Source organism: Streptomyces azureus, assembly GCF_001270025.1.
GTDB lineage: Bacteria > Actinomycetota > Actinomycetes > Streptomycetales > Streptomycetaceae > Streptomyces > Streptomyces azureus.
This window is the reverse complement of the sequence record NZ_DF968227.1, coordinates 1-26,254: the sequence shown is the minus strand read 5'-3', so window position 1 is coordinate 26,254 and position 26,254 is coordinate 1. Positions and strand designations below refer to the sequence as shown.

At 71.7% G+C, this 26,254-nt stretch carries 28 protein-coding genes and 1 pseudogene; 21 read left to right on the top strand and 8 right to left on the bottom strand.

The window, feature by feature from the left end; genetic code table 11:
• The 12 genes from AOQ53_RS08805 to AOQ53_RS08750 all read left to right on the top strand — a co-directional run.
• A partial coding sequence (locus AOQ53_RS08805) for a DUF3151 domain-containing protein (protein ID WP_059416425.1) occupies positions 1-384 on the top strand: 384 nt, incomplete at its 5' end.
• A 152-nt stretch (positions 385-536) separates the two neighbouring features.
• Complete coding sequence (locus AOQ53_RS08800) at positions 537-1,367, top strand: tryptophan 2,3-dioxygenase family protein (RefSeq protein ID WP_059416421.1); 831 nt, start codon at positions 537-539, stop codon at positions 1,365-1,367.
• Positions 1,360-2,544, top strand: coding sequence for a kynureninase (kynU, locus tag AOQ53_RS08795; protein WP_059416420.1), 1,185 nt, complete (start codon positions 1,360-1,362; stop codon positions 2,542-2,544). Before AOQ53_RS08800 ends, kynU begins: the two co-directional genes overlap by 8 nt.
• A 227-nt stretch (positions 2,545-2,771) precedes the next feature.
• A complete protein-coding gene (locus AOQ53_RS08790) occupies positions 2,772-3,638 on the top strand; it encodes an alpha/beta hydrolase (RefSeq protein WP_059416419.1) in 867 nt (288 codons plus the stop codon).
• Between the two features lie 308 nt (positions 3,639-3,946).
• A complete protein-coding gene (locus tag AOQ53_RS08785) occupies positions 3,947-4,948 on the top strand; it encodes an alpha/beta hydrolase (protein ID WP_059416418.1) in 1,002 nt (333 codons plus the stop codon).
• Positions 4,941-6,152, top strand: coding sequence for an acyltransferase family protein (locus AOQ53_RS08780; RefSeq protein WP_059416417.1), 1,212 nt, complete (start codon positions 4,941-4,943; stop codon positions 6,150-6,152). Before AOQ53_RS08785 ends, AOQ53_RS08780 begins: the two co-directional genes overlap by 8 nt.
• Positions 6,145-7,530, top strand: a complete 1,386-nt coding sequence (locus AOQ53_RS08775) for a sensor histidine kinase (protein WP_059416416.1) — start codon at positions 6,145-6,147, stop codon at positions 7,528-7,530. The genes AOQ53_RS08780 and AOQ53_RS08775 overlap by 8 nt, the downstream gene beginning before the upstream one ends.
• On the top strand, positions 7,527-8,210 hold the full coding sequence (locus AOQ53_RS08770; RefSeq protein ID WP_059416415.1) for a response regulator: 684 nt from the start codon (positions 7,527-7,529) through the stop codon (positions 8,208-8,210). Before AOQ53_RS08775 ends, AOQ53_RS08770 begins: the two co-directional genes overlap by 4 nt.
• Positions 8,211-8,308: 98 nt before the next feature.
• Positions 8,309-9,649: a sensor histidine kinase gene (locus AOQ53_RS08765; RefSeq protein WP_059416424.1), complete on the top strand. Its 1,341-nt coding sequence runs from the start codon at positions 8,309-8,311 to the stop codon at positions 9,647-9,649.
• Positions 9,646-10,311, top strand: coding sequence for a response regulator (locus tag AOQ53_RS08760; RefSeq protein ID WP_059416414.1), 666 nt, complete (start codon positions 9,646-9,648; stop codon positions 10,309-10,311). The genes AOQ53_RS08765 and AOQ53_RS08760 overlap by 4 nt, the downstream gene beginning before the upstream one ends.
• A 187-nt stretch (positions 10,312-10,498) precedes the next feature.
• On the top strand, positions 10,499-11,158 hold the full coding sequence (locus AOQ53_RS08755; RefSeq protein ID WP_059416413.1) for a DUF1326 domain-containing protein: 660 nt from the start codon (positions 10,499-10,501) through the stop codon (positions 11,156-11,158).
• 114 nt (positions 11,159-11,272) lie between these two features.
• Positions 11,273-11,896, top strand: coding sequence for a DUF1326 domain-containing protein (locus AOQ53_RS08750; protein WP_059416412.1), 624 nt, complete (start codon positions 11,273-11,275; stop codon positions 11,894-11,896).
• Between the two features lie 22 nt (positions 11,897-11,918).
• Here AOQ53_RS08750 and AOQ53_RS08745 read toward each other — a convergent pair whose 3' ends face one another.
• Positions 11,919-12,755, bottom strand: coding sequence for a DUF2182 domain-containing protein (locus tag AOQ53_RS08745; RefSeq protein ID WP_059416411.1), 837 nt, complete (start codon positions 12,753-12,755; stop codon positions 11,919-11,921).
• 144 nt (positions 12,756-12,899) lie between these two features.
• The gene (locus AOQ53_RS08740) at positions 12,900-13,310 is read right to left on the bottom strand and encodes an ATP-binding protein (protein WP_059416410.1); all 411 of its coding nucleotides are present in this window, start codon (positions 13,308-13,310) and stop codon (positions 12,900-12,902) included.
• A 60-nt stretch (positions 13,311-13,370) separates the two neighbouring features.
• Here AOQ53_RS08740 and AOQ53_RS08735 point away from each other — a divergent pair, with 60 nt between their 5' ends.
• From AOQ53_RS08735 to AOQ53_RS47295, 3 genes are all read left to right on the top strand, one after another.
• Positions 13,371-13,586, top strand: coding sequence for a DUF397 domain-containing protein (locus AOQ53_RS08735; protein ID WP_059416409.1), 216 nt, complete (start codon positions 13,371-13,373; stop codon positions 13,584-13,586).
• 9 nt (positions 13,587-13,595) lie between these two features.
• Positions 13,596-14,816: a cytochrome P450 gene (locus AOQ53_RS08730; RefSeq protein WP_059416408.1), complete on the top strand. Its 1,221-nt coding sequence runs from the start codon at positions 13,596-13,598 to the stop codon at positions 14,814-14,816.
• Positions 14,817-14,902: 86 nt separating this feature from the next.
• The gene (locus tag AOQ53_RS47295) at positions 14,903-15,034 is read left to right on the top strand and encodes a hypothetical protein (protein WP_269085440.1); all 132 of its coding nucleotides are present in this window, start codon (positions 14,903-14,905) and stop codon (positions 15,032-15,034) included.
• Here the strand turns inward: AOQ53_RS47295 and AOQ53_RS08725 are convergent, their stop codons facing one another.
• The gene (locus AOQ53_RS08725; protein WP_059416407.1) at positions 15,035-16,633 is read right to left on the bottom strand and encodes an ABC transporter permease; all 1,599 of its coding nucleotides are present in this window, start codon (positions 16,631-16,633) and stop codon (positions 15,035-15,037) included.
• Positions 16,630-17,527 (bottom strand): annotated as a pseudogene (locus AOQ53_RS08720) (ABC transporter ATP-binding protein). The gene AOQ53_RS08725 and the pseudogene AOQ53_RS08720 overlap by 4 nt, the downstream one beginning before the upstream one ends.
• A gap of 74 nt (positions 17,528-17,601) precedes the next feature.
• Between AOQ53_RS08720 and AOQ53_RS08715 the strand changes: the two are divergent.
• Positions 17,602-18,099 (top strand): GbsR/MarR family transcriptional regulator, encoded by a 498-nt coding sequence (locus AOQ53_RS08715; RefSeq protein WP_059416423.1) that lies wholly within the window; start codon positions 17,602-17,604, stop codon positions 18,097-18,099.
• A gap of 14 nt (positions 18,100-18,113) precedes the next feature.
• Here the strand turns inward: AOQ53_RS08715 and AOQ53_RS08710 are convergent, their stop codons facing one another.
• Positions 18,114-18,977 (bottom strand): diacylglycerol kinase family protein, encoded by an 864-nt coding sequence (locus tag AOQ53_RS08710; RefSeq protein WP_059416406.1) that lies wholly within the window; start codon positions 18,975-18,977, stop codon positions 18,114-18,116.
• 186 nt (positions 18,978-19,163) lie between these two features.
• Here AOQ53_RS08710 and AOQ53_RS08705 point away from each other — a divergent pair, with 186 nt between their 5' ends.
• Both AOQ53_RS08705 and AOQ53_RS08700 read left to right on the top strand, forming a co-directional pair.
• Entirely contained in the window at positions 19,164-20,447 is a 1,284-nt protein-coding gene (locus AOQ53_RS08705; protein ID WP_059416405.1) for an adenylosuccinate synthase, read from the top strand.
• A gap of 108 nt (positions 20,448-20,555) precedes the next feature.
• The gene (locus AOQ53_RS08700; protein WP_059416404.1) at positions 20,556-20,852 is read left to right on the top strand and encodes a hypothetical protein; all 297 of its coding nucleotides are present in this window, start codon (positions 20,556-20,558) and stop codon (positions 20,850-20,852) included.
• 1 nt (position 20,853) lies between these two features.
• On the opposite strand, the gene AOQ53_RS08695 is transcribed toward AOQ53_RS08700, so the two are convergent.
• The 3 genes from AOQ53_RS08695 to AOQ53_RS08685 form a co-directional block, all read right to left on the bottom strand.
• Positions 20,854-21,504 (bottom strand): phospholipase D-like domain-containing protein, encoded by a 651-nt coding sequence (locus AOQ53_RS08695; protein ID WP_059416403.1) that lies wholly within the window; start codon positions 21,502-21,504, stop codon positions 20,854-20,856.
• A 123-nt stretch (positions 21,505-21,627) separates the two neighbouring features.
• The gene (locus AOQ53_RS08690; protein ID WP_059416402.1) at positions 21,628-22,329 is read right to left on the bottom strand and encodes a GntR family transcriptional regulator; all 702 of its coding nucleotides are present in this window, start codon (positions 22,327-22,329) and stop codon (positions 21,628-21,630) included.
• Between the two features lie 139 nt (positions 22,330-22,468).
• Positions 22,469-23,824 carry an aspartate aminotransferase family protein gene (locus AOQ53_RS08685; RefSeq protein ID WP_059416422.1) on the bottom strand — a complete coding sequence of 452 codons (1,356 nt, stop codon included), beginning with the start codon at positions 23,822-23,824 and terminating at the stop codon, positions 22,469-22,471.
• A gap of 162 nt (positions 23,825-23,986) precedes the next feature.
• Here AOQ53_RS08685 and AOQ53_RS08680 point away from each other — a divergent pair, with 162 nt between their 5' ends.
• The 3 genes from AOQ53_RS08680 to AOQ53_RS08670 all read left to right on the top strand — a co-directional run.
• Entirely contained in the window at positions 23,987-24,604 is a 618-nt protein-coding gene (locus AOQ53_RS08680; protein WP_059416401.1) for a type 1 glutamine amidotransferase family protein, read from the top strand.
• Positions 24,601-25,059: a MarR family winged helix-turn-helix transcriptional regulator gene (locus AOQ53_RS08675; protein WP_059416400.1), complete on the top strand. Its 459-nt coding sequence runs from the start codon at positions 24,601-24,603 to the stop codon at positions 25,057-25,059. Before AOQ53_RS08680 ends, AOQ53_RS08675 begins: the two co-directional genes overlap by 4 nt.
• Positions 25,060-25,138: 79 nt before the next feature.
• Positions 25,139-26,254, top strand: a 1,116-nt coding sequence (locus tag AOQ53_RS08670) for a serine/threonine-protein kinase (protein ID WP_236711632.1), incomplete at its 3' end; no start/stop codon positions are given.

Below are 26,254 nucleotides of genomic sequence, written 5' to 3'. Positions count from 1 at the left end.
CCGCCCCCGACCCACCTCCCCGACGACCCCGGGCCACGGGAAATGCTCGCGTCGGGTACCGCGCCGGTCGACGTCGCCGCCGCACACCCCACCTCCTCGCTCGCCTGGGCGCAGCTCGCCGACGAGGCGTACGAGCGGGGCTCGACCGTCGAGTCGTACGCGTACGCCCGTACGGGCTACCACCGCGGCCTGGACGCGCTGCGTCGCAGCGGCTGGAAGGGCCACGGCCCGGTCCCGTGGGAGCACGAGCCGAACCGGGGCTTCCTGCGTGCCCTGCACGCCCTCGCCCGTGCCGCACAGGCGATCGGCGAGCAGGAGGAGTACGAGCGCTGCTCCCAGTTCCTGAAGGACTCCTCGCCGACGGCGGCGCAGGTCCTGGGCTGACGGCGGTCCGTGCGCGTGAGGCCCGTCCGCCGAGCGGGCGGGCCTTGCGGTTTCGGGGGACGATTGCGGAGTATGCCCGTGGGGACCGGGGCCCCCGTGCCGGCATCGGCAGGGGCGGACCGCTACCCGGAGTTACAAAGCAGGAGACAGCGATGTCCCACGAGGCCCACGAGCCCGAGACCCCGCATCTCGATTTCCACGGCACGACGCCCTACGAGGACTACGTCAAGGCGGACGTCCTCACCCACCTCCAGCACACCCTCTCCGACGACCCCGGAGAGATGGTCTTCCTGGTCACGACCCAGGTGATGGAGCTGTGGTTCACCGTCATCGTCCACGAGTGGGAGACGGCGGCACACGCGCTGCGCGGCGACGACGTACCCACCGCGACCGCCGCGCTGAAGAGGTCCGTACGCGAACTGGAGGCGCTCAACGCCTCCTGGAAGCCGCTCGGCCAGCTCACGCCGGCCCAGTTCAACTCGTACCGGTCCGCCCTCGGCGAGGGCTCCGGCTTCCAGTCGGCGATGTACCGGCGGATGGAGTTCCTGCTCGGCGACAAGTCCGCGTCCATGCTGGTCCCGCACCGGGGCGCGCCGCGCGTGCACGCCGAGTTGGAGAAGGCGCTGCACGAGCCGAGCCTGTACGACGAGGTGGTGCGGCTGCTCGCGCGGCGCGGGTACGACATCCCGCAGGCCGTGCTGGGGCGGGACGTGTCGCAGCGCTACGAGCCGTCCCCGGAGGTGGAGGCCGCCTGGACGGCGGTCTACTCGGGTGACGAGAGCGACGAACTCGCCCGGCTCGGCGAGGCGTTGAGCGATGTCGCCGAGCTGGTGTGGCGCTGGCGCAACGACCATCTCGTCGCCACACGCCGCGCGATGGGCGCCAAGACCGGCACGGGCGGCTCCGCCGGAGTGGCCTGGCTGGAGAAGCGGGCGCAGAAGCAGGTGTTCCCCGAGCTGTGGACGGCGCGGTCCTATGTCTGAACTCGCGATGCGCGCGGAGAAGCTGGACGCCGCCGACGACCTGCGCGGCAAGCGGGACGCCTTCGTCCTCGACGACGTGATCTACCTCGACGGCAACTCGCTCGGCGCGCTGCCGGCCGTCGTCCCCGGGCGGGTCGAGGACGTCGTACGCCGCCAGTGGGGCGAGCTGCGCATCCGGTCCTGGGAGGAGAGCGGCTGGTGGACCGCGCCCGAGCGGATCGGTGACCGGATCGCCCCGCTGGTCGGCGCGGCGCCCGGGCAGATCGTGGTGGGCGACTCGACAAGTGTCAATGTATTCAAGGCACTTGTGGGGGCGGTGCGGATGGCCGGTGAGGGCCGCGACGAGATCCTCGTCGACGCCACGACCTTCCCCACCGACGGGTACATCGCACAGTCCGCCGCCCGGATGACCGGCTGCACGCTGCGGCCGGTGGCACCGGCACAGGTGCCGGGCGCGCTGGGCGACCGTACCGCCGCCGTCCTCCTCAACCACGTCGACTACCGCACCGGCCGGCTGCACGACCTGCCGGCGCTGACGGCCGCCGTGCACGCGGCGGGCGCGTACGTCGTCTGGGACCTGTGCCACAGCGCGGGCGCGCTGCCGGTGGGGCTGGACGAGCACGGCGTGGATCTCGCGGTCGGCTGCACCTACAAGTACCTGAACGGCGGGCCGGGTTCACCGGCGTACCTGTACGTGCGCCGGGACCTTCAGGGCCGCTTCGACTCCCCGCTGCCGGGCTGGAACTCCCACGCCGAGCCGTTCGGGATGCGGAGCGGTTACGAGCCGGCCCCCGGCGCCCTGCGCGGCCGGGTCGGCACACCGGACATCCTCTCCATGCTCGCCCTGGAGGCGGCCCTGGAGGTGTGGGACGGGGTGCCGGTCGAGGCGGTGCGCGCCAAGTCGCTCGCGCTGACGGACTTCTTCCTGGAGTGCGTGGCCGCGTACGTGCCCGAGGGCAGGGTCGAGTGCCTGACGCCGGTGCCGCACGCGGAGCGGGGCAGCCAGATCGCCCTGCGCTGCGACGGGGCCGGTGACGTGATGAAACGGCTCGTCGAGCGGGGTGTGGTCGGCGACTTCCGGGCGCCGGACGTGCTGCGCTTCGGCTTCACACCGCTGTACGTGGGCTTCGCCGACGTGGAGCGGGCGGCGCGGGTGCTGGCTCAGACGCTGGGGTGAGTTCCCCGGGACGAACGGCCCCTGCCGCCGCGGGGGCCGTTCGCACCGGGCGGGCGGCCCGGAAGCCCCAACTCCGCGCCGCCGCACGGAAAGGGGCAGAACCGTTTGAGCCTCACCCAGCGTGACATCCCCGTGTCCGCCCATGTCACGCGCCTGATACCGTCCCGGCCAACGGCCGAACCCCCACCTGGTCCGCCACCTACGTTTGATCGCTGAGAGGTTGGAGCATGACGGACGACGTCGCAGCAGCACGGGCCGCCGCCGAGGAGAAGTCGGCGTTCTCCCACGCGCCCGTCGCCCCCGACGCCACCGCCGCCTACGGCGACCACCCCGACCAGGTGATCGACTTCTACGCCCCGCGCGGGCAGGGCGGCCCGGGCGGGCCCGCCCCGGTCGTCCTCGTGCTGCACGGCGGTGCCTGGCGGGCGCCGTACGACCGGCGTCACATCAGCCCGTTCGCGGACTTCCTCGCCCGTCGCGGCTTCGCCGTGGCCAGTGCCGAGTACCGGCGCGGTGGTGACGACGACTCCGTCGCGGGCCGCTGGCCCGACACCTTCGACGACGTCGCGGCCGCGCTGGACGCCCTTCCGGCGCTCGTCCGGGAACACGTGCCGCAAGCCCACCCGCGCCGTACGGTCCTCACCGGTCACTCGGCGGGCGGGCACCTCGCCCTGTGGGCCGCGGCCCGGCACGTCCTGCCGGCCGGCTCACCCTGGCGCGCCGACAGCTCGGCGGCCCTGCGCGGTGTGGTCGCCCTCGCCCCGATCGCGGATCTCGCGGTCGCCGACAAGCTGGACGTGTGCGGCGGTGCCGTACGGCAACTCCTGGGCGGGGACGAGCACTTCGCCGAGCGGCAGCCGTACGCGGACCCGGCGCTGCTGCTGCCCACCGGCATCGCCACAACCCTCGTCCAGGGCCGCACGGACCTCGACGTGCCGCAGGTGGTCGCCGAGTCGTACGCGGACGCGGCGGCGAAGGCCGGTGAGATGGTGGGAGTGACGCTGCTGGAGGACGTGGGGCACTTCCCGCTCATCGACCCGGCGGCGGACGCGTGTGCGGTGGTGGTGGAGGAGATCGCGCAACTGGCGTGGTGAGAGGCCTTCTCGGGTGCCCGAGCGGTCCTCCTGGGGAGCCCGAGCGGTCCTCCTGGGGAGCCCGAGCGGTCCTCCTGGGGTGCCCGGTCGGCGCTCCCGGGGTGCCCGGTCGGCGCTCCCGGGGTGCCCGGTCGGCCCTCCTGCGGTGCCCGTAGGAGCGATCCCCGGGTCACCCCGTAGGTCGTACCCGTAGTACCTGAGAGCCAGGCCGCAGGTGAGCTCCGCGGTGTGACGCGGACGACGCGTCCCGATCCGTAACTTCCCTTCCGTGCAGACCCGATGGCCGGGCGCGCTGGAGGGGGACGACCATGGGGTTCGCAGCGAAGTACCGCCGTGGCGACGGCGGCCGGCGCCGCGGCGGCCGATGGCGTCGAGCCGCGTTCGCCGCTCTCATCACCGGCGCGGTGGTGTTCCCTCTCTCCGCGGCGGGGCGCCCGGAGATCCACGCGCCGGCCCCCGCCTCCCTCGCCCCCCTCAGCGCGTCGACGCTCGACGAGGCGTACGCGGCCAACCGCGCCAACGCCGCCGAAGCGGCCCGGATGGCCGCCGCGCACCAGGACCGGGACCGTGCCGCGACGGACCGTGCGCTGGCCGCCCCGGCCCGGCGTCTCCTCGGGTTCGACGGCCGCGGCTCCGGCCGGGTGACGGAGGTCCTGGGCGACCTCGCTGGCGCCGACCGCATCGCCGTCCTGGTCCCCGGCTCCGACACGAGCCTCGACACCTACGGCCGGTTCCACGCGGCCGCCGCCGCCCTGTACGGGCAGCTCGTCCGGCAGGCCCCCGCGGGCACGCGCACGGCGGTCGTGGCCTGGCTGGGCTACGAGACGCCGGGCACGGTCAGCGCGACGGTCACGACGACCGGCAGGGCGGAGCAGGCGGCCCCGCATCTGCGCTCGCTCGTCTCCGACCTGCGCGCCATAGCGGGCGGCGGCCCGCGCGTCTCGCTGCTGTGCCACTCGTACGGCTCGGTCGTCTGCGGCCGTGCCGCCGCCGGGCTCGCCGTCGACGACATCGCGCTGGTCGGCAGCCCCGGCACCGGCGCGGACTCCGCGGCCGCCCTGCACACCCGCGCCCGCGTCTGGGCGGCACGCGGGGGCGACGACTGGGTGGAGGACGTCCCGCACCTCAGCGCGGACCTGTTCGGCACCACCGTCGGCTTCGGCACCGATCCCGTCTCCCCGGCCTTCGGCGCCCGTGTCTTCGCGGCCGGTGACGGCGGCCACAGCGACTACTTCAGCCCCGGCTCGACCTCCCTGACCAACCTGACCCGGATCGTCCTGGGCGCGACCAAGGCGGTGACTCATGACTGACGTCGGAGTACGAGGTGTCCGGCATGCGGTGCGCCAAGGTGCCGAACGCGTCGGTGCGGCCACCCCGGCCGACCGCGACCGGGCCGTGGACGCCCTGCGCGCCGCCGCGGTCCTCGGTGTCGTCCTCGGGCACTGGCTGGTCACGGCCCTGGTCGCCGACGGCCGCGCCCTGCGCACGGCGAGCCCCCTCCAGCACATGCCCTGGCTGACGCCCGTTTCCTGGCTGTTCCAGACGCTAGCCGTGTTCTTCCTGGTCGGCGGGCATGTGGCGACCCGCAGCCTGGCCTCGGCCCGGGCGCGTGGCATCCCGTACCACCGCTGGCTGACGGCCCGGCTGACCCGGCTGTTCAAACCCGTCGCGGCTGTCATCGGCCTGTGGACGGTCGCCGCGCTCGCCCTGCTGCTGTCGGGTGCGGAGTTCGGGACGGTGCGGACGCTGGTGAAGCTGGCCCTGTCCCCGCTGTGGTTCCTGGTGGTGTTCGCGGCCCTGACGGCGGCGACCCCGCTGCTGACCCGGCTGAACCCGCTCTGGCCGCTGGCCGTCGTCCTGCACGTGGACCTGCTGCGCTTCGGCCTCGGCGGCCCCTCCTGGCTGGGCTGGGCGAACGTGGCGGCGGGCTGGCTGGTGCCCTACACGCTGGGCGCGGCCTGGACCCGAGGGGAGCTGGAGCGCCGCCGCGCGGGCTGGATTCTGCTCGCCGGCGGTGCGGCGGCGACCGCGGGGCTGGTCGCGTGGGCGGGCTATCCGGCGTCGATGGTCGGCGTGCCGGGCGAGGGCATGTCCAACCTGGACCCGCCGACGCTGGCCGTCGTCACCTTCGGGCTGGCCCAGTGCGGCATCGCCCTGCTGCTGCGCGAGCGGCTGCGGCGGGCGATGCGCCGGCCCGTGGCGTGGGCGGCGGTGGCCCTCGTCAACCTCTCCGCGATGACCGTCTTCCTGTGGCACCAGACGGCCCTGATGGCCACGACGGCCACCGGCCTCCTCGCCGGGCACCTCCCCGGCCTGCACACGGTGCCCGACAGCCTCGGCTGGGTCGGGGCCCGGCTGCTCTGGCTGCCCGTGTTCGTCCTGGCCCTCGCGGTCTGCTGGGCCGCCTTCCGGTCCTTCGAGCAGGGCGCGGGTGGCCGGGGACGCAGGTCGCGGGTGGTGCGGGCGCACCGTCCGTCCGACCGGGGGACGGCGGTGGAGGTGCGCCATGTCTAGGCTGGGGCGCGTGACGGACAGGGGGGTGGGCGACGCGCTGCGGGCGCGCGTCGGGGGCTGGCTGCGGGTGCTGCGCGAGGACCTGTGGACCGCCCGGGTGGACCCGTTGCCGCCGTCCACGTGGCTGCGCTGGCTTCCGCACGGGCTGCTGTGCCTGGCCGCTTTCGGTATCACCCTCGGTGGCACGGCTCAGCTCAACGACAACGGACATCTGAACGCCGGGTACGCCTTCCTGCTCGCGTTCGGGCAGGGCCTCGCGGTACTCCTCGCGATGTGGCGGCCGGTTCCGGCCTGGTGGCTGTCGACGGTGGCCACCGTGGTGGGCGCGGTGGCGGTTTACGCCCGGATAGAACCGGGCTACTCGTTCACCTGGCCCTGGACCGCGGCCGGGATCATCGCCCACCTGCTCGTCCTGCTGCTGCTCGCGCTGCGGGTGCCCACCCGCGTCGCCGTGGAGGCGCTGGCCGTGACCGTGCTGGCCACCTGGGTCCTGGAGGGACTGACGGTCTCCGGGGTCCAGTACCAGCCCACCGGGGTCCTCGCGGTCACCCTGTTCGCCGTCATCGTGGTCGTCGGCACCGCCCTGCGCGGCCGCCGCGAGGCCCGCGCGGAGCTCGTCGAGCAGACCACGCTCACCGCCGAGGAACGCACCCGGCGCACCCTGCTGGAGGAGCGCAGCCGCATCGCGCGGGAGCTGCACGACGTGGTGGCCCACCACATGTCGGTCATCTCCATCCAGGCGCAGGTCGCCCCGCACCTGGTGGAGAACCCGCCCGACGAGCTCAAGGAGAACCTCGCCGGCATCAGGCAGAACGCCCTGGAGGCGCTGACCGAGCTCCGCCGCGTGCTGGGCGTGCTGCGCTCGGAGCACCCCGGGCCGGGGGAGCCCCCCGGCCCGGACGGCGAAACCGCCGGCCACGCCCCGCAGCCCACCCTCGACCGGCTCGACGCGCTGGTGGAGAACACCCGGGCCGCCGGCCGCGAGGTGATCACCGAGATCAACGGCGAGCGGCGGCCGCTGCCGCCCGGCGTGGAGCTGTCGGCGTACCGGATCGTGCAGGAGGCGCTGAGCAACGTCCTGCGGCACGCGCCCGGCGCGAGCGCCAAGGTCCGTCTGACGTATCAGCCGGACGGGCTGGAGGTGGAGATAGTCAACTCCCGGCCGACCGGCCCCGCCCCGCCGTCGACGGGAGCGGGACACGGACTGCTCGGCATGCGGGAGCGGGTCGCGATGCTCGGCGGCACCATGACGGCGCACCCGTGGCACTGGGACGGCTTCAAGGTCACCGCGTTCCTCCCGGACGTCCCGCCCGCCGACGCCCCGGGCACCGCCCGCTCCACCGACCACACCACCGATCCCCGGGGAGGGACCCCATGACGAGCAGCTCCGGCCGACCCATCCGGGTTCTCATCGTCGACGACCAGGCGATGGTCCGGCAGGGCTTCACCGTGCTGCTCGGCACCCAGCCCGACATAGAGGTCGTCGGCGACGCGAAGGACGGAGAGGGCGGTGTCGCGAAGGCCGCCGAGACCGCCCCGGACGTCGTCCTCATGGACATCCGCATGCCCGGGATCGGCGGCATCGAGGCCACCGAGCGCATCACGACCGCCAACCCGGACATCAGGGTGCTGGTGCTCACCACCTTCGACCTCGACGAGTACGTGTACGACGCGCTGCGCGCCGGAGCCTCCGGGTTCCTGCTCAAAGACGCGTCGTCGGAGCAGCTCGCCGAGGCGGTCCGGGTGATCGCGGCCGGTGACGCGCTGCTCGCCCCGGTCATCACCCGCAAGCTGATCGCCGAGTTCTCCCGGCTGGACGACCGGCCCCGTGCCCCGCTCAAGGAACGGATCGGCGACCTGACCGAGCGCGAGACGGAGGTGCTCGCCCTGATCGCGCAGGGTCTGTCGAACGCGGAGATCTCCAAGCACCTGTTCGTCGCCGAGCAGACGGTGAAGACCCACGTGGGCCGGATTCTGGTGAAGCTGGGCCTGAGGGACCGGACGCAGGCGGCGGTATTCGCGTACGAGTCGGGGCTGGTCCGTCCGTCGGGGTACTGAAGCCGGGCCCCGGGGTCCCCGTAGTACCTGAGAGGGACGCTGTGGAACCCCTCTCACTGGGGACGACCGCGCCCCGGGGGGCGCATACCGTTCTGTACGTGACCGAGACGACTCACACGCAGACCACGCCACCGGGGGGCGGGGCCAAGCCACGCAGCCCGGAGTACCGGGTTGCCGTGGACGCCCTGCGCGGGCTGCGGCAAGACCTCATCCACGACGCCTTCGCCTACCGGCCGCTGCCCCGCAGGAGAGTGGACGGGCGGTTCATCCGGCGGCTGCCCGGCCGCCTGCGGGAGTACGCGACCTGGACGCCGCACGCCCTGATAGCCGTGGCGGCCCTGATCACCCTGCTCCTCTCCGGCGTCGACACCGACGGCGAGGTGCTGCTGGTCGCTCCACTGACCGTCCTCCCTGTCCTGCTGACCATGATCCGGCCGGTGGGGGCGTTCTGGCTCTCCATGGCCGCCACCCCGGTCACCGGTGTGTTCGGCAGCAGCTGGGGCGACTGGCCGTGGCAGGCCGGCAGTTTCGCCTGCCACCTGACCGTGCTCACGGTCGTGGCCATGCGAACCCGGCCCCGTACGGCCGGGTGGATGTGGGCGATCACGGCGCTGTACGCCCTGATCGCGGACAGCGGCATCGGCCCGACCTACTTGTACGGCACCAACTCCGCCCCCATGCTGATCTTCTCGGCCATGATCCTGCTCTGCGTCACCGTCTGGCACATCCGCCGCAACGCGGAGCAGGAGGTCACCGCCCAGCAGACGGTCACCGCGCACGAGCGCTCCCGCCGCACCCTGCTGGAGGAGCGCACGACGATCGCCCGCGAGCTGCACGACGTGGTCGCCCACCACATGTCGGTGGTCGCCATCCAGGCGGAGGCCGCGCCCTACCGGGTGGAGAACCCGCCGCCGGAGCTGGAGAAGGCCTTCGCCACGATCCGGGAGAACGCGGTGGCTGCCCTGACCGAGCTGCGCCGCGTCCTGGGCGTCGTCCGCGCCGAGGACTACGAGGCCCCGGACGCCCCGCAGCCCACGCTCGCCGACCTGGAAGGGCTGCTGGCCAATGTGCGGGAGGCCGGGCTGGGTGTCGAGAAGGTGGTCACCGGTGCGGTGCGCGAGCTGCCGCAGGGCGTGGAGCTGTCGGCGTACCGGATCGTGCAGGAGGCTCTGAGCAACACCCTGCGGCATGCGCCGGGTGCGAGCGCCCGTGTCGAGATCGGGTACGTTCTCGGCGGCCTGGGCCTGCGCATAGTCAACGGCCCGCCGCCGAACCCCGGCCTGGTCAAGCCCTCGCCGGGCGCCGGGCACGGCATCACGGGCATGCGGGAGCGTGTGACGATGCTGAACGGCGAGATGACGGCGGGCCGGACGGACGACGGAGGCTACGAGGTGGCGGTGTTCCTGCCGGTCGCCCTGCCGGACGAGGACGACGCATGACCATTCGTGTGCTGATCGCGGACGACCAGATGATGGTGCGCGAGGGCTTCTCGGTCCTGCTGAACGCGATGCCGGACATCGAGGTCGTCGGTGAGGCGGTGAACGGCCGGGAGGCCGTCGCGAAGGTCCGCGAGCTCGCCCCGGACATCGTGCTGATGGACATCCGCATGCCCGAGCTGAACGGCATCGAGGCGACCCGCGAGATCGTCGCCGCCGACGGCGCGGCGAAGGTGCTGGTGCTCACCACCTTCGACCTCGACGAGTACGTCTACCAGGCGCTGCGCGCGGGAGCCTCCGGGTTCCTCCTCAAGGACGCCTCGGCCCGCCAGCTCGCCGACGGCGTGCGGGTCGTGGCCGCAGGCGAGGCCCTCCTGGCCCCCTCGGTGACCAGGCGCCTGATCACCGAGTTCTCCAAGCTCTCCGAGGCCCCGCGCCTCATGCCCTCGGCGCAGGCGGCGTACGGCGACCTCACCGACCGGGAGACGGAGGTGCTGGTCCTCATCGCGCAGGGCCTGTCGAACGCGGAGATCGCCGAGCGGCTGGTGGTCGCCGAGTCGACGATCAAAACCCATGTCAGCCGGATCCTGGTGAAGCTGGGGCTCAGGGACCGGACGCAGGCGGCGGTGTTCGCGTACGAGGCGCGGCTGGTGACGCCGGGGTGAACGCCCAGGGAGGGCGGCGAGGCAGGAAGACGGAGCACGCCTTGGCGTGATCGGGGTTCCACGACCAATGCCGTCTCACCAGCACCACCAGTCACATGTGCCTGGCTCCGCATCGCCCGCAGAGCGGGCGAAGAGCAAACTGGAACGGAGGGAGTGGTTCACCGCGAACCAGGCGGAGGGAAGCGAGATGACAGAGCAACCCACCACCGGTCACCCGCCGTGGCATCTAGCAGGCGACTGGTTCGATGTGTGCAACTGCGCGATCCCGTGCCCCTGTACGTTCGCGCAGGCCCCGACCTACGGCGAGTGCGAGGGCGTGCTCGCCTGGCACATAGGGGAGGGCAACTTCGGCGACGTGCGGCTCGACGGCTTCAACGTACTGATGGTCAGTTCCTTCGTGGGCAACATCTGGGCCCGCGAGCACACGGACGCCTACGCCGCGGTCTTCTTCGACGAACGGGCCGACGAACAGCAGCGCGCCGCCCTCCAGACGATCTTCGGCGGTGAGGCGGGCGGATGGCCCGCGGAGTTGGGCGAGATGTTCGGCCCCGAGATGAGGGGCATGGACTTCGCCCCCATCCGCATCGAGGTCGACGAGGACATGTCCGCCTGGCGCGCGGAAATCCCCGGAAAGGTGATGGCAACCGCCGAAGCGCTGACCGGCCCGACCACCCCGGAAGGCGCACGGGTGCAGGTGCACAACGCCCCCGGCGCCGAGGTGGGACCCGGCCAGATCGCCACCTGGGGCCGGGCCACCACTGATCGGGCCGACGCCTTCGGCTTTACCTGGGACCGGTCGGGAAAGTCGAGCAAACACTTCCCCTTTGACTGGACCGGCCTCACCTGAGCTGGCTCCGCTCACCCGGTCACCGGGAATCAACATTTACATGCTGATTCGACAGGCCTAGCGTAAAAGGTAAGTGCGACTTCAGCCGCTACACCCTCGGAGAAGGGGGCAGCCATGTCGTGGACGATATCCGGCACGTACGTCGCCGGCTGCTCGTGCGCCGTGCTGTGCAGTTGCCCGTACGACGGTCAGCCCAGGAACGCCGAAGGCGGGACCGATTGCCTGGGCACTGCCGTCTTCCACGTTGCGGGCGGGAATCTGGACGATGTCGACCTGTCCGGTGTGGACTTCGCCTTCTACAACCACTTCCCGTCGAACCTGACCTCCGGCAACTGGAAGGTCGGCCTCGTGGTGGACAGCGCAGCGAGCGACGAGCAGGCGAACGCCCTGGAGCGCATCCTCTCCGGCCGCGAAGGCGGTCCGTTCGGCCAGCTCTCGCAATTCTACGGTGAGTACCTAGGAATGGAGCGGGCGAAGGTGTCCCTCACGGACGGAGAGAGGCCCGGCCTCAGGGTCGAGGGCAGGACGGAGCTGTCCTACGAGCCGCTCACCGGCCCCGACGGCAGTTCGACAAAGATCAAGAACGCCATGTTCGGGTTCGCTCCCGAGTTCGAGGTCGGCAGGTCCAGCGGGCGTTCCGATGCTTTCGGGCTGAGTTACGAGGCGTCGTATGGCGAGACGGCCGACTACGTCTTCAGCAGCGAGGAGACCGAAGGAGCCAGCCAGGGGCGTGCCTGACGAGAGCGCGCATCAGCACACGTCACATGCCGTCCATCGGTGGCATCGAGTCCCGCAGCCCCGGCAGCAGCCACTCCTGGAACGGCGCGAGCACGGCCAGGACGAGGAACGCCAAGCCCACGATCCGGGCGAGCAGAGGGCCCCTGGACCACAGCTTCTCCACGAAGATCACCAGGGCCAGTCCGGCCATGGCCGCCACGTTCATCACACCGAGTGGGATCAGGACCACCATCAGTCCCGCGCAGCAGCCGACGCAGTAGGCGCCGTGATGGACGCCCACCCGCAGGTCACGCGCCGGTGCCCGGAAGCCGGCGTAATGCATCAGGTGGCTCATGGGATCGCGGCAGTGCCGCAGGCACACGTACTTCAGCGGGCCGAGTTGATAAAGACCCGCCAGCAGGAACGCGGTGAAGCCGATCCAGCGCCCCGCGGTCGGGTGATCCGCCACCAGATCGCCGGTGAAGGCCAGGGCCGCATAGGCGAGCGCACCGAAGGCCGTCCACACCATCAGGTACCCGCCGAGGAACTCGGCGGTGCGAGCGGCCCGGGTCCAGCCGGAGGACTGACGGCCGATCCCCCGCACCCACGTGATGGCCACCGGCGCCATCGACGGCAGCATCATGGCCGCCATCATCGTCACCCACAGCAGCAGGAACAGCGGTAGCGCTATCCCCATCGTGCCGGGCTCGACCCCCATGTCCCGGGCTTGGCCGATCGTGAGCGCCCACGCAGGCACCGCGATCAGCACGACGAGGAACCAGGCGGCTGCGAGATCCCGCTTCGGCAGCAGCCCTCCGCCGGTTCCGGTCGGCGCGGGCGTCCGCGTGGGGACGAGGACGGAGTTCCGGGTGAAGCGCATCGGCACGCCCTCCTACGTGATACATCCAGCAGACCACTCCTGAACCTACGGCGCGACCTCGCCCGAACTCACGCTGAGTGAGGGACCGCCCGTGCCGGGAGAGCAGCACGGCGAGGCGACCACGGCATTCCGCGCGACATCCCCCTACGCGGCCGCCAGCTCGCACCGCACGTACTTGCCCCGATTGCTGGCCAGCGGCTGCCCGCCCCAGAGGTCGGCGCAGGCGCGGACCAGGGCGAGGCCGCGGCCGGATTCGGCGTCGGTGAGACAGCTCAACGTCCCTGGGAGTTCGGGCGGTTCGGGGTTCGCGTCCCACGCGCCGATCCGCAGGACACCGGTCGACCAGCGCACGCGGAGGAGGGCGGGGCCCTCGGTGTGGAGTGCGGCGTTGGAGATCAGCTCGGTGGCGAGGAGTTCGGCGGTGTCGGCGAGGCGGATCAGGCCGTGCAGGGTGAGGACCAGACGGAGGGTGCGGCGACAGACGGTGACGGCGCGGGGATCGTGGGGGATGGAGAGGGAGTACTGCCAGGGTTCAGCGAGATCGATTTCCGGCATGCGTGAACTCCATGAGCGGGATCTCATTCACCGATTGGCGAAGGAGCTGTGAGGCGGACGATGACTCAGGTCCTGCACTGGCGGAAGTCGACCTATTCCAGCGGAGGAGATGGCGACACCTGCGTCGAGGTCGCCCCCCTCCCCACCCGCATAGCCCTACGCGACTCCAAGAACCCCTGCGGCGGCACCCTCTCCCTTCCCACCGGGTCCTTCATCACGTTCATCGAGGCCCTCAAGGCACAGCACCCCTGGTCAGAGCCGGGTCCGACGCGTTAGCGTCCGTGCATGCCAGCCCCTGCCGACTTCGCGTTCGACCCCTGGGACCCGGCGTTCCTCGCCGACCCGTACCCCGCCTACGCCGAGCTGCGTGCCCGGGGCCGCGTGCACTACTACGAGCCCACGAACCAGTGGCTCGTCCCGCACCACGCGGACGTCTCGGCGCTGCTGCGCGACCGGCGCCTGGGCCGGACGTACCAGCACCGGTTCACGCACGAGGAGTTCGGCCGTACGGCGCCCCCGCCGGAGCAGGAGCCGTTCCACACGCTCAACGACCACGGGATGCTCGACCTGGAGCCGCCGGACCACACCCGGATCCGGCGCCTGGTGTCGAAGGCGTTCACGCCCCGCACGGTGGAGCGGCTGAAGCCGTACGTGCGGGGTCTGGCGGACGAGCTCGCCTCGGCCCTGGCCGATGCGGGCGGCGGCGACCTGCTGAAGGACGTCGCCGAACCCCTCCCGGTGGCGGTGATCGCCGAGATGCTCGGCATCCCGGAGTCCGACCGGGCCCCGCTGCGCCCCTGGTCGGCGGACATCTGCGGGATGTACGAGCTGAACCCGTCCGAGGAGACGGCGGCGAAGGCGGTCAGGGCTTCGGTGGAGTTCTCCGACTACCTGCGCGACCTGATCGCGGCCCGCCGCAAGGAGCCGGGCGAGGACCTCGTCTCGGGCCTGATCGCGGCCCACGACGAGGGCGACCGCCTCACCGAACAGGAGATGATCTCCACCTGCGTCCTCCTCCTGAACGCCGGCCACGAGGCCACGGTGAACTCCACCGTCAACGGCTGGTACGCCCTGTTCCGCAATCCGGCCCAGCTGGAGCTGCTGCGCGCGGACCACACGCTCATCCCCTGCGCCGTCGAGGAACTGATGCGCTACGACACCCCGCTCCAGCTGTTCGAGCGCTGGGTCCTGGACGAGATCGAGATCGCCGGCACGACGATCCCCCGCGGCGCGGAGATCGCCATGCTCTTCGGCTCCGCCAACCACGACCCGACGGTGTTCGAGAACCCGTCCGCCCTGGACCTGACCCGCCAGGAAAACCCCCACATCTCCTTCAGCGCCGGCATCCACTACTGCATCGGCGCACCCCTGGCCCGCATCGAACTGGCGGCGTCGATGGGGGCGCTGCTGGAGAGGGCGCCGACGCTGCGACCGGCCGCCGAGCCGGCCCGTAAGCCGAACTTCGTGATCAGGGGGCTGGACGGGCTGGCCGTGGAGGTGGGGTGATCACCCGCTCGGATGATCAGGAAGCGTGCCGACCCGTTGTCCGAGCGGGCCTCGCCACACTGGCCACAGCCTGAGAGGGGTACACCGTGGCGGTTGAGGCAGAGTGCGGGCGTCGGTCACGGCAACTGCCGCACCGTGCCCTTCGGAGCCCCCTGCTGCTCCCTGAACCGCTCGGCATCGAACTCGACACCGAGAAGCTCAAGCAGTACATCGACTGATCACGTGGTCATGTCCCGCCTGCACAACCCCGCAAGCCCCCCTGTAACCAGCACCACCGCCAGCCCGGTCAGCACCACCACCGGCCCCCACTCCATGGATCCTCCTGGCAGCTTCGGCAGATGCCCGAACGGCGAGACGTCCAGCACAGCCTGCGGTACATCCAGTGCGGGGCCGACCCAGCCGATCAGCAGGACCGCCCCTGCCACGCCCCATGCCGCCGCTGCCGCTCGGGGCAGCAGGCCGTGCAGCAGGACGGCGAGGCCGCCGATCACCCACACCGCCGGCAGCTGCACCAGGCACGCCCCCAGGACCGGACCGGTCTCCTTGCCGTAGCCGGCGGCCAGGCCGAGGCCGGCCAGGAGCATGATGAGCGCCGAGCCGCCGAAGGCGATCACCAGGTGGCCCGCCGCCCAGCGCAGGCGCCCGACCGCGTTCGCCAGGACCGGTTCCGACCGGCCGGAGGTCTCCTCGCCGTGCAGGCGGAGCACCGACGCCACGATGTACAGCGCCGCGACCAGGCCGAGCATGCCGACCATCGACGCCAGGAACGCGTCCGTCAGGCCGGACCGGCCGCCCATCCGCTCGAAGATCCGCCGGGCGTTCTCGTTGTCGCCGACGAGGTCGGCCGCGCCCTCGGTCATGCCGCCGTAGACGACCCCGGCGACGAGGAAACCGATGCTCCAGCCCAGCACACTGCCCCGCTGCAACCGCCAGGCCAGCGCGCCCGCGCTGCCCAGGCGGCCGGTCGCCGGGCCCGGCCGGGTGGGCAGGAAGCTCATGCCGAGGTCCCGGCGGCCGGCCAGCCCGTAGGCCACCGCGCCCTGGACGAGGATCGCCCCGTCGAGCAGCGTCAGCACCCACCAGCGTTCGTCCGCGTACGGCCGCAGGTTCTCCAGCCAGCCGAGCGGCGACACCCACGTCAGCACCGACGAACCGTCGTCCGTCGCCGAGTCGCCCGCCGCCCGCAGTACGAACGCGGCGCCCAGCACCGCCGCCGTCAGACCACGGGCCAGCCGCGCGCTCTCCGTCAGCTGCGCCACGATCGCCGCCATCGTGGCGAAGAGCATCCCGACTCCGGCGATGCCGAGGCCCAGGGCCAGTGCCCCGGTCGTACCCTGGCCGGCCAGGCCGGCAGTGAGCAGCAGCGCCAGTACCCCGTTCGCGACCGCCGCCGCCAGCAGGGCCGCCGTCAGGGAGGCCCGGCGGCCCACCATGCCGGACGCCACCAGTTCCTGACGGCCGCTCTCCTCCTCGTCCCGGGTGTGCCGGACGACGACCAGCAGGCTCATCACGGCGGCCAGAGCACCGGCATAGACGCCGGCCCGCCAGGCCGTCAGGGCGCCCAGCGAGTCGCCGAAGACCGGGCCGACCATCGCGCGCAGCGAGGAGTTGGTCTCCATCTGCCGGATCAGGTCGGCACGTTCGGCCGGGGTGCCGTAGAGGCCCTCCAGCGTGCCCGGCATGGAGAGGACCATCAGGGAGTTCACCGCGATCCACACCGGGATCATCAGCCGGTCCCGGCGCAGGGCGAACCGCAGCAGCGTGCCCGTCCCGGCCAGCTGTCGCGAGCTGCCGGGCCTCACCGCGAAGGTCGTCATCGGGCAGCCGCCTCGTCCTGGTAGTGGCGCAGGAACAGTTCCTCCAGCGTCGGCGGCGTCGACGTCAGCGACCGTACGCCCGACTCGCTCAGGGACCGCAGGACGGCGTCCAGCCCGTCGGTGTCAACCTGGAGCCGGACCCGGCGCCCCTGCACGTCGAGGTCGTGGACGCCGGGCAGGTCCGCCAGCCCGTCGGGCGGGCCCGCGAGTTCGGCGACGACACTGGTGCGGGTCAGGTGGCGCAGGTCGGCGAGCGAACCGCTCTCGACCGTGCGGCCCTTGCGGATGATGCTCACCCGGTCGCACAGCTCCTCGACCTCGCTCAGGATGTGGGAGGAGAGCAGGATCGTGCGGCCCCGGTCGCGCTCCTGAGCCACACAGCGCTGGAAGACCTCCTCCATCAGCGGGTCCAGGCCCGAGGTCGGCTCGTCCAGGATCAGCAGGTCGACGTCGGAGGCGAACGCGGCGACCAGGGCGACCTTCTGCCGGTTGCCCTTGGAGTACGTGCGGCCCTTCTTGGTGGGGTCGAGTTCGAACCGCTCGATCAGCTCCGCGCGGCGCCGGGGGTCCAGCCCCCCCGCGCAGCCTGCCGTACAGGTCGATGACCTCGCCGCCGGAGAGGTTGCGCCACAGCGTCACGTCCCCGGGGACGTAGGCGATACGGCGGTGCACCTCCACCGCGTCCGTCCAGGGGTCGTGGCCGAGCACCTGTGCGGCGCCCGAGTCGGCGCGCAACAGGCCGAGCAGGACCCGGATGGTGGTGGACTTGCCCGAGCCGTTGGGGCCGAGGAAGCCGTGGACCTCGCCGGAGGCGACCTCCAGGTCGAGCCCGTCCAGCGCGTGGGTCCGCCCGAAGGACTTGTGCAGTCCGGAGACGGTGATGGCCTTCATCATGCTTCAGAACGTACGCTTCCTTCAGAAATTTGTGAAGTTAAGGAAGCGTATGAATCACGACTAGGATGAACCCCATGACGGAATCAGCCGGCAACGCGCGGGACGCGGAGGCAGTGTCGAGGTTCGTCGAGTCCTTCGCGGCGCAACTTGTCGAGGCAGGCCTGGCGCGGATGCCCGCCCGGGTCTTCGCAGCGCTCCTCTCCTCGGACGAGGGCTCGATGACCTCGGCCGAGCTGGGCGAACAGCTCAGGATCAGTCCCGCGGCGGTGTCCGGGGCGGTACGCTACCTGGCGCAGCAGCACATGGTCTCGCGTGAACGGGAGCCCGGTTCGCGCCGGGAGCGCTACCGCGTGCACGGCAACCAGTGGTACGAGGCACTGACCAACCGCGAGGCAGTCATCAAGCGCTGGGAAGGCGCCCTGCGTGAGGGCGTCACCAGCCTCGGCGCCGACACCCCGGCCGGCCGCCGCCTGGCTGAAACGCTCGCGTTCTTCGAGTTCGTCGAAACCGAGATCGTGGCGATGATGGAACGCTGGCGAGTGCACCGGGAGAAGACGTTCGGGCAGGAATGACGAGCGCCTGCGGCTCACGGCGCCGCAGGCACCGTCAGCCCCCAGGCCCCCTCCCGCACCACCCACGTCCGCGTCCGCACCGGCCCCGACACCACCGCGTCCGCCCGATAGCGGAAGTGGGCACCCGACACCGTCACCGTCCGGCCCTCCGCGAGCAGGGGTGAGGCCTCGGCGCCCACCGACACCGGGCGGACCTCCACCGACGCCACACCGGAGGCCGAGGGCGACACCGACACCGCCTCGACCGGCTGGTTCAGGTCGACGAGGGTTTCGCCGTCGACCTCGACGCGCAGCCGGGAGGGGCCGGGTTCGGGAGCGGAGGCGAGCCGGACCGGGCGGGCGGCCGGGACCAGGGTGCGCACCAGGGACCGGCAGGTCCGCAGCCAGGGGCGGCCCGGCGCGGTCTCGGGGTCCGGCGCCTGCGGGTCGGCCCGCAACGGCGGTATCCGAAGCGCGCCGAGCACCACCCCGTCGCTGTCGTCGACCAGCAGGTCCATCCGCCGCTCGACCCCGTCGAGCACCGCCCGAGCCGCCGCCACCGTCCCCGTCGGCACCCCCAGCGACCGGACGAGGGACAGCATGCCCCCCACCGGCACCACCGACAGCGCGCATCCGGCCAGCTCCCGATGCCGGTGCAGCAGCGACACCGCGCGGATCAGGGCCCGGTCGTCACCCACGACGACCGGGCGCCGCGAGCCCCGCCGGGCCAGCGCCCGGGCGAACTCCTCCGGCCCCTCGGGCAGGCACAGCTTCACGGCCGCACCTGCTCCGAGCACGTCTTTCGCGATCCGTACGGACTCGCCGTCCGACCGACGGGCGACCGGGTCGACCACCACCAACAGCTGCTCGGACGTCGCGGAAGTCGCCACCTCGGCCATGCCTCGCTTCCTCGGGTAGCATCTTTGTGCAAGAGCCCCTTGCGCTATTGCGCCAGGGGCTTCGTCTATTCCGGGGCATCCGGTCCGACGGTTGGCGGCCAACGGCGGTCGCGGTGTACGCGGTTTCATACCCTCCGCGTGCGCCCTTGACCATGGACATGCCCCACCCGGAAGGGGTGTACGCGCGTGCCCGCACTTGTGCTGCTCGGTGCTCAGTGGGGTGACGAAGGCAAGGGGAAGGCCACCGACCTGCTCGGTGGCTCGGTGGACTATGTAGTGCGCTACCAGGGCGGCAACAACGCCGGCCACACGGTGGTCGTGGGCGACCAGAAGTACGCCCTCCACCTTCTCCCTTCCGGAATCCTGTCCCCCGGCTGCACGCCGGTCATCGGTAACGGTGTCGTCGTCGACCCGTCGGTCCTGCTCTCCGAGCTGAGCGGTCTGAACGAGCGTGGTGTCGACACCTCCAAGCTCCTCCTCAGCGGAAACGCGCACATCATCACGCCGTACAACGTCACGGTCGACAAGGTGACGGAGCGCTTCCTCGGCAAGCGGAAGATCGGCACGACCGGGCGCGGCATCGGCCCGACCTACGCGGACAAGATCAACCGTGTCGGCATCCGCGTACAGGACCTGTACGACGAGTCGATCCTCACGCAGAAGGTCGAGGCGGCCCTCGACGTCAAGAACCAGATCCTCACCAAGCTCTACAACCGGCGCGCGATCGCCGTCGACCAGGTCGTCGAGGAGCTGCTGGGTTACGCCGACAAGCTCGCGCCGTACGTCGCCGACACCGTCCTGGTCATCAACCAGGCGCTGGAGGAGGACAAGGTCGTCCTGTTCGAGGGCGGCCAGGGCACGCTCCTCGACATCGACCACGGCACGTATCCCTTCGTCACCTCCTCGAACCCGACCGCGGGCGGCGCCTGCACGGGCGCGGGGGTCGGCCCGACGAAGATCAGCCGCGTCATCGGCATCCTCAAGGCCTACACGACCCGTGTCGGCGCGGGCCCGTTCCCGACGGAGCTGTTCGACGAGGACGGCGAGGCGCTGCGCCGCATCGGCGGCGAGCGCGGCGTCACCACCGGCCGTGACCGCCGCTGCGGCTGGTTCGACGCGGTCATCGCCCGCTACGCGACCCGCGTGAACGGCCTGACCGACTTCTTCCTCACCAAGCTCGACGTCCTCACCGGCTGGGAGCAGATCCCGGTCTGCGTGGCGTACGAGATCGACGGCAAGCGCGTCGAGGAGCTGCCCTACTCCCAGACCGACTTCCACCACGCCAAGCCGGTCTACGAGATGCTCCCGGGCTGGAACGAGGACATCTCCAAGGCGAAGTCCTTCGCGGACCTGCCGAAGAACGCCCAGAGCTACGTCAAGGCGCTGGAGGAGATGTCCGGCGCCCCGATCTCCGCGATCGGCGTGGGCCCGGGCCGGGACGAGACGATCGAGATCAAGTCGTTCCTGTAGGCCGAACGGCCGTCCGTGCCCCTCACCGGCGCCCCGCGCGGGCGCCGGTGATCGGGCATAGGCTGAAAGCAGTACCCCGCGTGCGTCGACCAGAAGAAGGTGAGTGCGATGCGCGTACTGCTCAAGGCCCACTTCGACACGGAAAAGGCGAACGAGCTGGTCAGCAGCGGCAAGATGAGCACACTGATCCAGGGGATCGTGGAAAAGGTCCATCCGGAAGCCGCCTACTTCCTCCCGGATGAGGGAGACCGCACGGCCTTCCTGGTCTTCGACATGGAGGACCCGTCGCAGATGCCGGTGATCACCGAGCCGCTCTTCCGGGAAGCGGACGCCAAGGTGTCCTACAGCCCGGTGATGAACCTGGACGACGTGCAGAAGGGGCTGTCCCAGCTGTCCGGCGGCTGACTCAGCTGAACACGATCATCGACCCCTGGGCCAGACTCCGCGTCACGGCCGCGTGCAGGCCGAGCCAGACATGGCGTTCCCGGGCGAACGGGCTGGGATCGTACGGGGCCGGGACCGCGGGTTCCTCCAGTTCCGTGGGCACGAGCGGCGGTTGGGGCGCGGCCGGCGGGTTGGCCGGGTCGATGCCGATGGCGGGGGCGACCAGTTCCAGCTCCCGCAGCAGGGCGTGGGAGGAGCCCAGCGGACCGCCGCCCGCGAGGAGTTCGTCGTCGGCGAGCGGGCTGGGGAAGTCGACGGGGACGTACGCGCCCGCGTGGTCGTAGTGCCAGACGAGGTGCGACTGCTGGGCCGTCGACTCGAACATCTCCAGCAACTGCTCGTAGTCGCCGCCGAGTTCGTCCACGGGCGTCACCGGCAGGCCGCACATCTGGAGCAGATAGGCGCGGCGCAGGAAGTGCAGCGCGTCGTAGTCGAAGCCCGCGACCGGGGCGACGTCGCCCGACAGGCCCGGCATGTACTGGTACACCGGCACCGGCGGCAGCCCCGCCTCGGCGAGCACCTTGTTGTATTGCGCGAGTTCCTCGGCGAACGGGTTGTCCGGCGTGTGGCACAACACGTCGACGAGCGGTACCAGCCACAGGTCACAGGCCAAAGAAGGCTCCTCGCTCAGCTCGGTGGGTCAGGTGGCGCGGTGCTCAGGGAAGGGTATCGGTGCGGCACGGAAGCGGCTCCTGCCGTGCATGTCCCATACCCATACGAACACGAGCGACGCCGGTCATCCTGAAGCGAGGCGCTCGATCAGGGCGACGGAGTGGGCGTTGTAGCGGGCGATGATCGCCCGCGCGGTGTCGTTGTCTCCGGCGATCAGCGCGTCGACCAGCTCGGTGTGACCGGCCCACAGCTCGCCGCGCAGATCGGTGAGCCGGCGCAGGTGCTGCACCGCGCACACCCAGCTCTGGACACGCAGCCGGTGCAGGAAGTCGGCCAGGTAGGGGTTGCCGAAGCAGGCGCCGAGCTCGCGCCAGAAGCGCAGGTCGTAGCCGATGAGGACGGTGAGATCACCGGCGGCGGCGGCCCGCTGCGCCTCCTCGCCACGCCTGCGGACCCCGGCCACGAGGGAGGCGGCCCGGGGGTCGTCGGGCCGCACGGCGTTGGGGCGCCCTTCGGTCAGCGCGACGAACATCCCCTCGATGACCAGGCCTCGGGCCTCGATCATGCCGCGGAAGTCCTCGACCGAGTACTCGTGGACGCGGAAGCCGCGGTGCTGGTCGGCTTCGAGGAGCCCCTGGGCGGAGAGGTCGACCAGCGCCTCCCGGACCGGCGTGGCGGACACCCCGTACTGCTCGGCGATCTCCTTGACCGTGAACTCCTGCCCCGGCTGGAGCCGCCCCGCCAGCACCTCGTCACGAAGCGCGTCGGCGATCTGCTGCCGCAGGGTGCTGCGCGTCACGGCGCCGTTGCCGGAGCTGCGGGGCATGGTCAGGCCGTCTCCCTCGTCGCGTTCGGGTGGCGTGCACGTGTATGTCTACGAGCACGCCACCTTACGCGTTCGAACGAGCGACGAGATGGTCCGCTACTGACGGGTTGTGGTCGGCCGCTGGCGGGATTACAGCTGTTTACTCGCTGTACTCGTCCGCCACCGAGAGCGCCGCGTCCAGGGCCGCGAGGCCCTCCTTGAGTTCCGCCTCGGTGATGTTGCAGGGCGGCACCACATGTGTCCGGTTCATGTTCACGAACGGCCACAGTCCGCTGCGCTTCGCGGCGGCGGCGAAGGCGGCCATCGGCGCGTTCTCCTGCCCGGCCGCGTTGTAGGGCACCAGCGGCTCCCGCGTCTGCCGGTTCCGGACCAGCTCCAGCGCCCAGAACATGCCGACACCGCGCACCTCGCCCACGCTCGGGTGCCGCGCGGCCAGCTCACGCAGCTCCGGCCCGAGGACGGACGCACCCAGCCGGGCCGCGTTCTCCACGACGCCCTCCTCCGCCATGACGTTGATCGTCGCGACGGCGGCGGCGCACGCCAGCGGGTGCCCGGAGTACGTCAGACCACCGGGGTACGGCCGCTTCCCGAACGTCTCCGCGATCGCGCCGGAGATCGCGACCCCGCCCAGCGGCACATACCCGCTGTTCACGCCCTTGGCGAAGGTCAGCAGGTCGGGCGTGACGTCGAACAGGTCCGCCGCGAACCACTCGCCGGTCCGCCCGAACCCGGCCATGACCTCGTCCAGGACGAAGACGATCCCGTACTTGTCGCACAGCTCCCGCACCCCGGCGAGATAGCCGGGCGGCGGGACCATGATCCCGGCTGTCCCGGGGATCGTCTCCAGGATGATCGCCGCGACGGTCGAGGGCCCCTCGAAGGCGATCGTGGTCTCCAGGTGCTCCAGCGCCCGCGCGCACTCCTGCTCCTCGGTCTCCGCGTAGAAGCGGGAGCGGTAGAGGTAGGGCGCCCAGAAGTGCACGACCCCGGCGGTGCCGCTGTCGGAGGCCCAGCGGCGCGGGTCGCCGGTGATGTTCACGGCCTGCTGCGTACCGCCGTGGTACGAGCGGTACGCCGAGAGCACCTTCGGGCGGCCCGTGTGCAGCCGGGCCATTCGGATCGCGTGCTCGACGGCGTCGGCGCCGCCGTTGGTGAAGAAGATCTTGTCGAGGTCACCCGGTGTCCGCTCGGCGATCAGGCGGGCCGCCTCCGACCGGGCCTCGATCGCGAACGCGGGCGCGAAGGTCGTCATCCTCGCCGCCTGCTCCTGGATGGCGGCGACGACCTTGGGGTGCTGATAGCCGACGTTCGTGTAGACGAGCCCGCTGGAGAAGTCGAGGTAACGCCGGCCGTCGTAGTCCCAGAAGTACGACCCCTCCGCCCCGGCGACGGCGAGCGGGTCGATGAGTTCCTGAGCGGACCAGGAGTGGAACACGTGATCACGGTCGGCGGCCTTGACGGCGACACCGGCTTCGGGGTTCGGCTGAGGGGTCATGCGGGCGAGCGTAGGTGCGGGGGGGCGGGCGGTGAAATCGGCGGCCTGTCTGCCGTCGGCGGCATTCCGCGACAGGTTGTCCAGACGGAACCCCACTCATTGACAGTCTGCTGTCTAAATGCCAGGATGCTGTCATAAGGCACAGGGGTCCGAGGAGGAACCGTGAACGCCACCGCAGGTCGCAAGCCCGTCCATCTCGCTGTCTACGACACGCTCGCCGACTGGGAGACGGGCCACGCCACGGCCCATCTCGCCCGCGCCGGATACGAGATCCGGACCGTCGGACCGTCCACCGACCCGGTCACCAGCATCGGCGGACTGCGCATCCAGCCCGGCGCGGCCCTGGACGACGTACGGCCCGAGGACAGCTCGCTGCTGATCCTCCCGGGCGCCGATCTCTGGGACACGTCCGGTGACCTGGCGCCCTTCGCCCGCAAGGCCCGGGCGTTCCTGGAGGCGGGCGTGCCGGTCGCCGCGATCTGCGGTGCCACCGCCGGGCTCGCCCGGGAGGGCCTGCTCGACGACCGGTCCCACACCAGCGCGGTCTCCTTCTACCTGGCCGCGACCGGCTACGCGGGCGGCGAGCGCTACGTCGAGACCGACGCCGTCACCGACGGGAACCTCGTCACCGCCGGCCCGACCGAGCCCGTCGCCTTCGCCCGGGAGATCTTCCGGCTGCTCGGGGTGTACGAGGGTGAGGTGCTCGACGCCTGGTACCGGCTGTTCCACGACTCCGACGCGGCGGCGTACGCCGTGCTGGAGAAGGCCGGGGCGGCATGAGCCGGGAGCGGCAGGACCTGCTCAGCCGCAGCGCCCTCGGGGTGTTCCGGCTGAACGGCCAGTTCCTCGCCGTGGCGGAGGAACTGGCCCGGCCCGCCGGGCTCACCGCCGCCTGGTGGCAGGTGCTCGGCGCGGTCCTCGGTGAGCCGCTGCCCGTCTCCGGCATCGCCCGCGCCATGGGCATCACGCGGCAGAGCGTGCAGCGCATCGCCGACCTGCTGGTGGAGCGCGGGCTCGCCGAGTACCGGCCGAACCCCGCGCACCGCCGCGCCAAGCTCCTCGCGCCGACCGAGGAGGGGCGTGCGGCGATCGCCCGTATCGGCCCCGGGCACGCGGCGTTCGCCGACCGGCTGGCGGAGGAGTTCGGGGAGGCGGAGCTGGCGGAGGCGGTGCGGGTATTGGAACGCCTGTCCAAGGTTCTCGACCAGGTGGGTCCGCCTGTTACGGAACCGTAGACGTCTCCCAGGTCACCCGGCCTCCGCCCCGCACTATTCTCGATCCGTTGCTCGCGTGTGGGGGGAAGGCGGCTGAGCGATGGAGACGTTGGGGCCCGGGGATCCGCAGCGGATCGGCGCGTACCGGTTGCTGGCGCGGCTGGGTGCGGGCGGCATGGGGCACGTGTATCTGGCCCGGTCGGAGCGGGGCCGTACGGTCGCCGTGAAACTCGTGCGCGAGGAACTGGCCGCGCAGGAGGAGTTCCGGGAGCGGTTCCGGCAGGAGGTGCGGGCCGCGCGGCGGGTCGGCGGGTACTGGACGGCGCCGGTGCTGGACGCGGACACCGAGGCGGCGGTGCCGTGGGTGGCCACCGGGTACGTCGCCGGGCCGAGCCTCCAGCAGGTCGTCGGACACGACCACGGTGCCCTGCCCGAGCGGACGGTCCGCATCCTCGCGGCCGGGCTCGCGCACGCGCTGAAGGACATCCACGCCGCGGGCATCGTCCACCGCGATCTCAAGCCGTCCAACGTCCTGGTCACCATCGACGGCCCGCGCGTCATCGACTTCGGTATCGCCCGGGCCCTGCAGACCGTGACGGACGGCGGGCTCACCCGCACCGGCGCGCTCGTCGGATCGCCCGGTTTCATGGCGCCCGAGCAGGTGCGGGGCGACCGCATCACCCCGGCGTGCGACGTCTTCTGCCTCGGCTCGGTCCTCGCCTACGCCGCCACCGGCGCCCTGCCCTTCGGTACCGCCAACAGCGGCGTGCACGCCCTGATGTTCCGCATCGCCCAGGAGGAACCCGATCTGGAGGGCGTCCCCGAGGGCATCGCCGACCTGGTACGCGACTGCCTGCGCAAGGACCCCGCCGCACGCCCGTCCCTCGACCGCGTCCTGGAACGCACCGGCGCGGACGACACCGTCTCCGACGGCCGCGCCCTCGACCCCTGGCTCCCGAGCGCCCTGGTCGCCCAACTCGGGCGGCACGCGGTGCGGTTGCTGGACGCGGAGGATCCGGAGGGGGCCGGCTCCGCTGAGGGAGCGGGTTCTCCCGAGCCGCCTGCCGAGCAGCAGCGTTCCGGTCGTGGCGAGAGCCCCGGCCCCGACCCGGCACCCGAGCACGGCCCCGCCGCCGACGAATCGTCCCCCGCCCCCGCGCTGCCCCCGGTCCCCACGACGGCGCCCGCCGCACCCTCCGGCCCGCCTCCGCCGGGC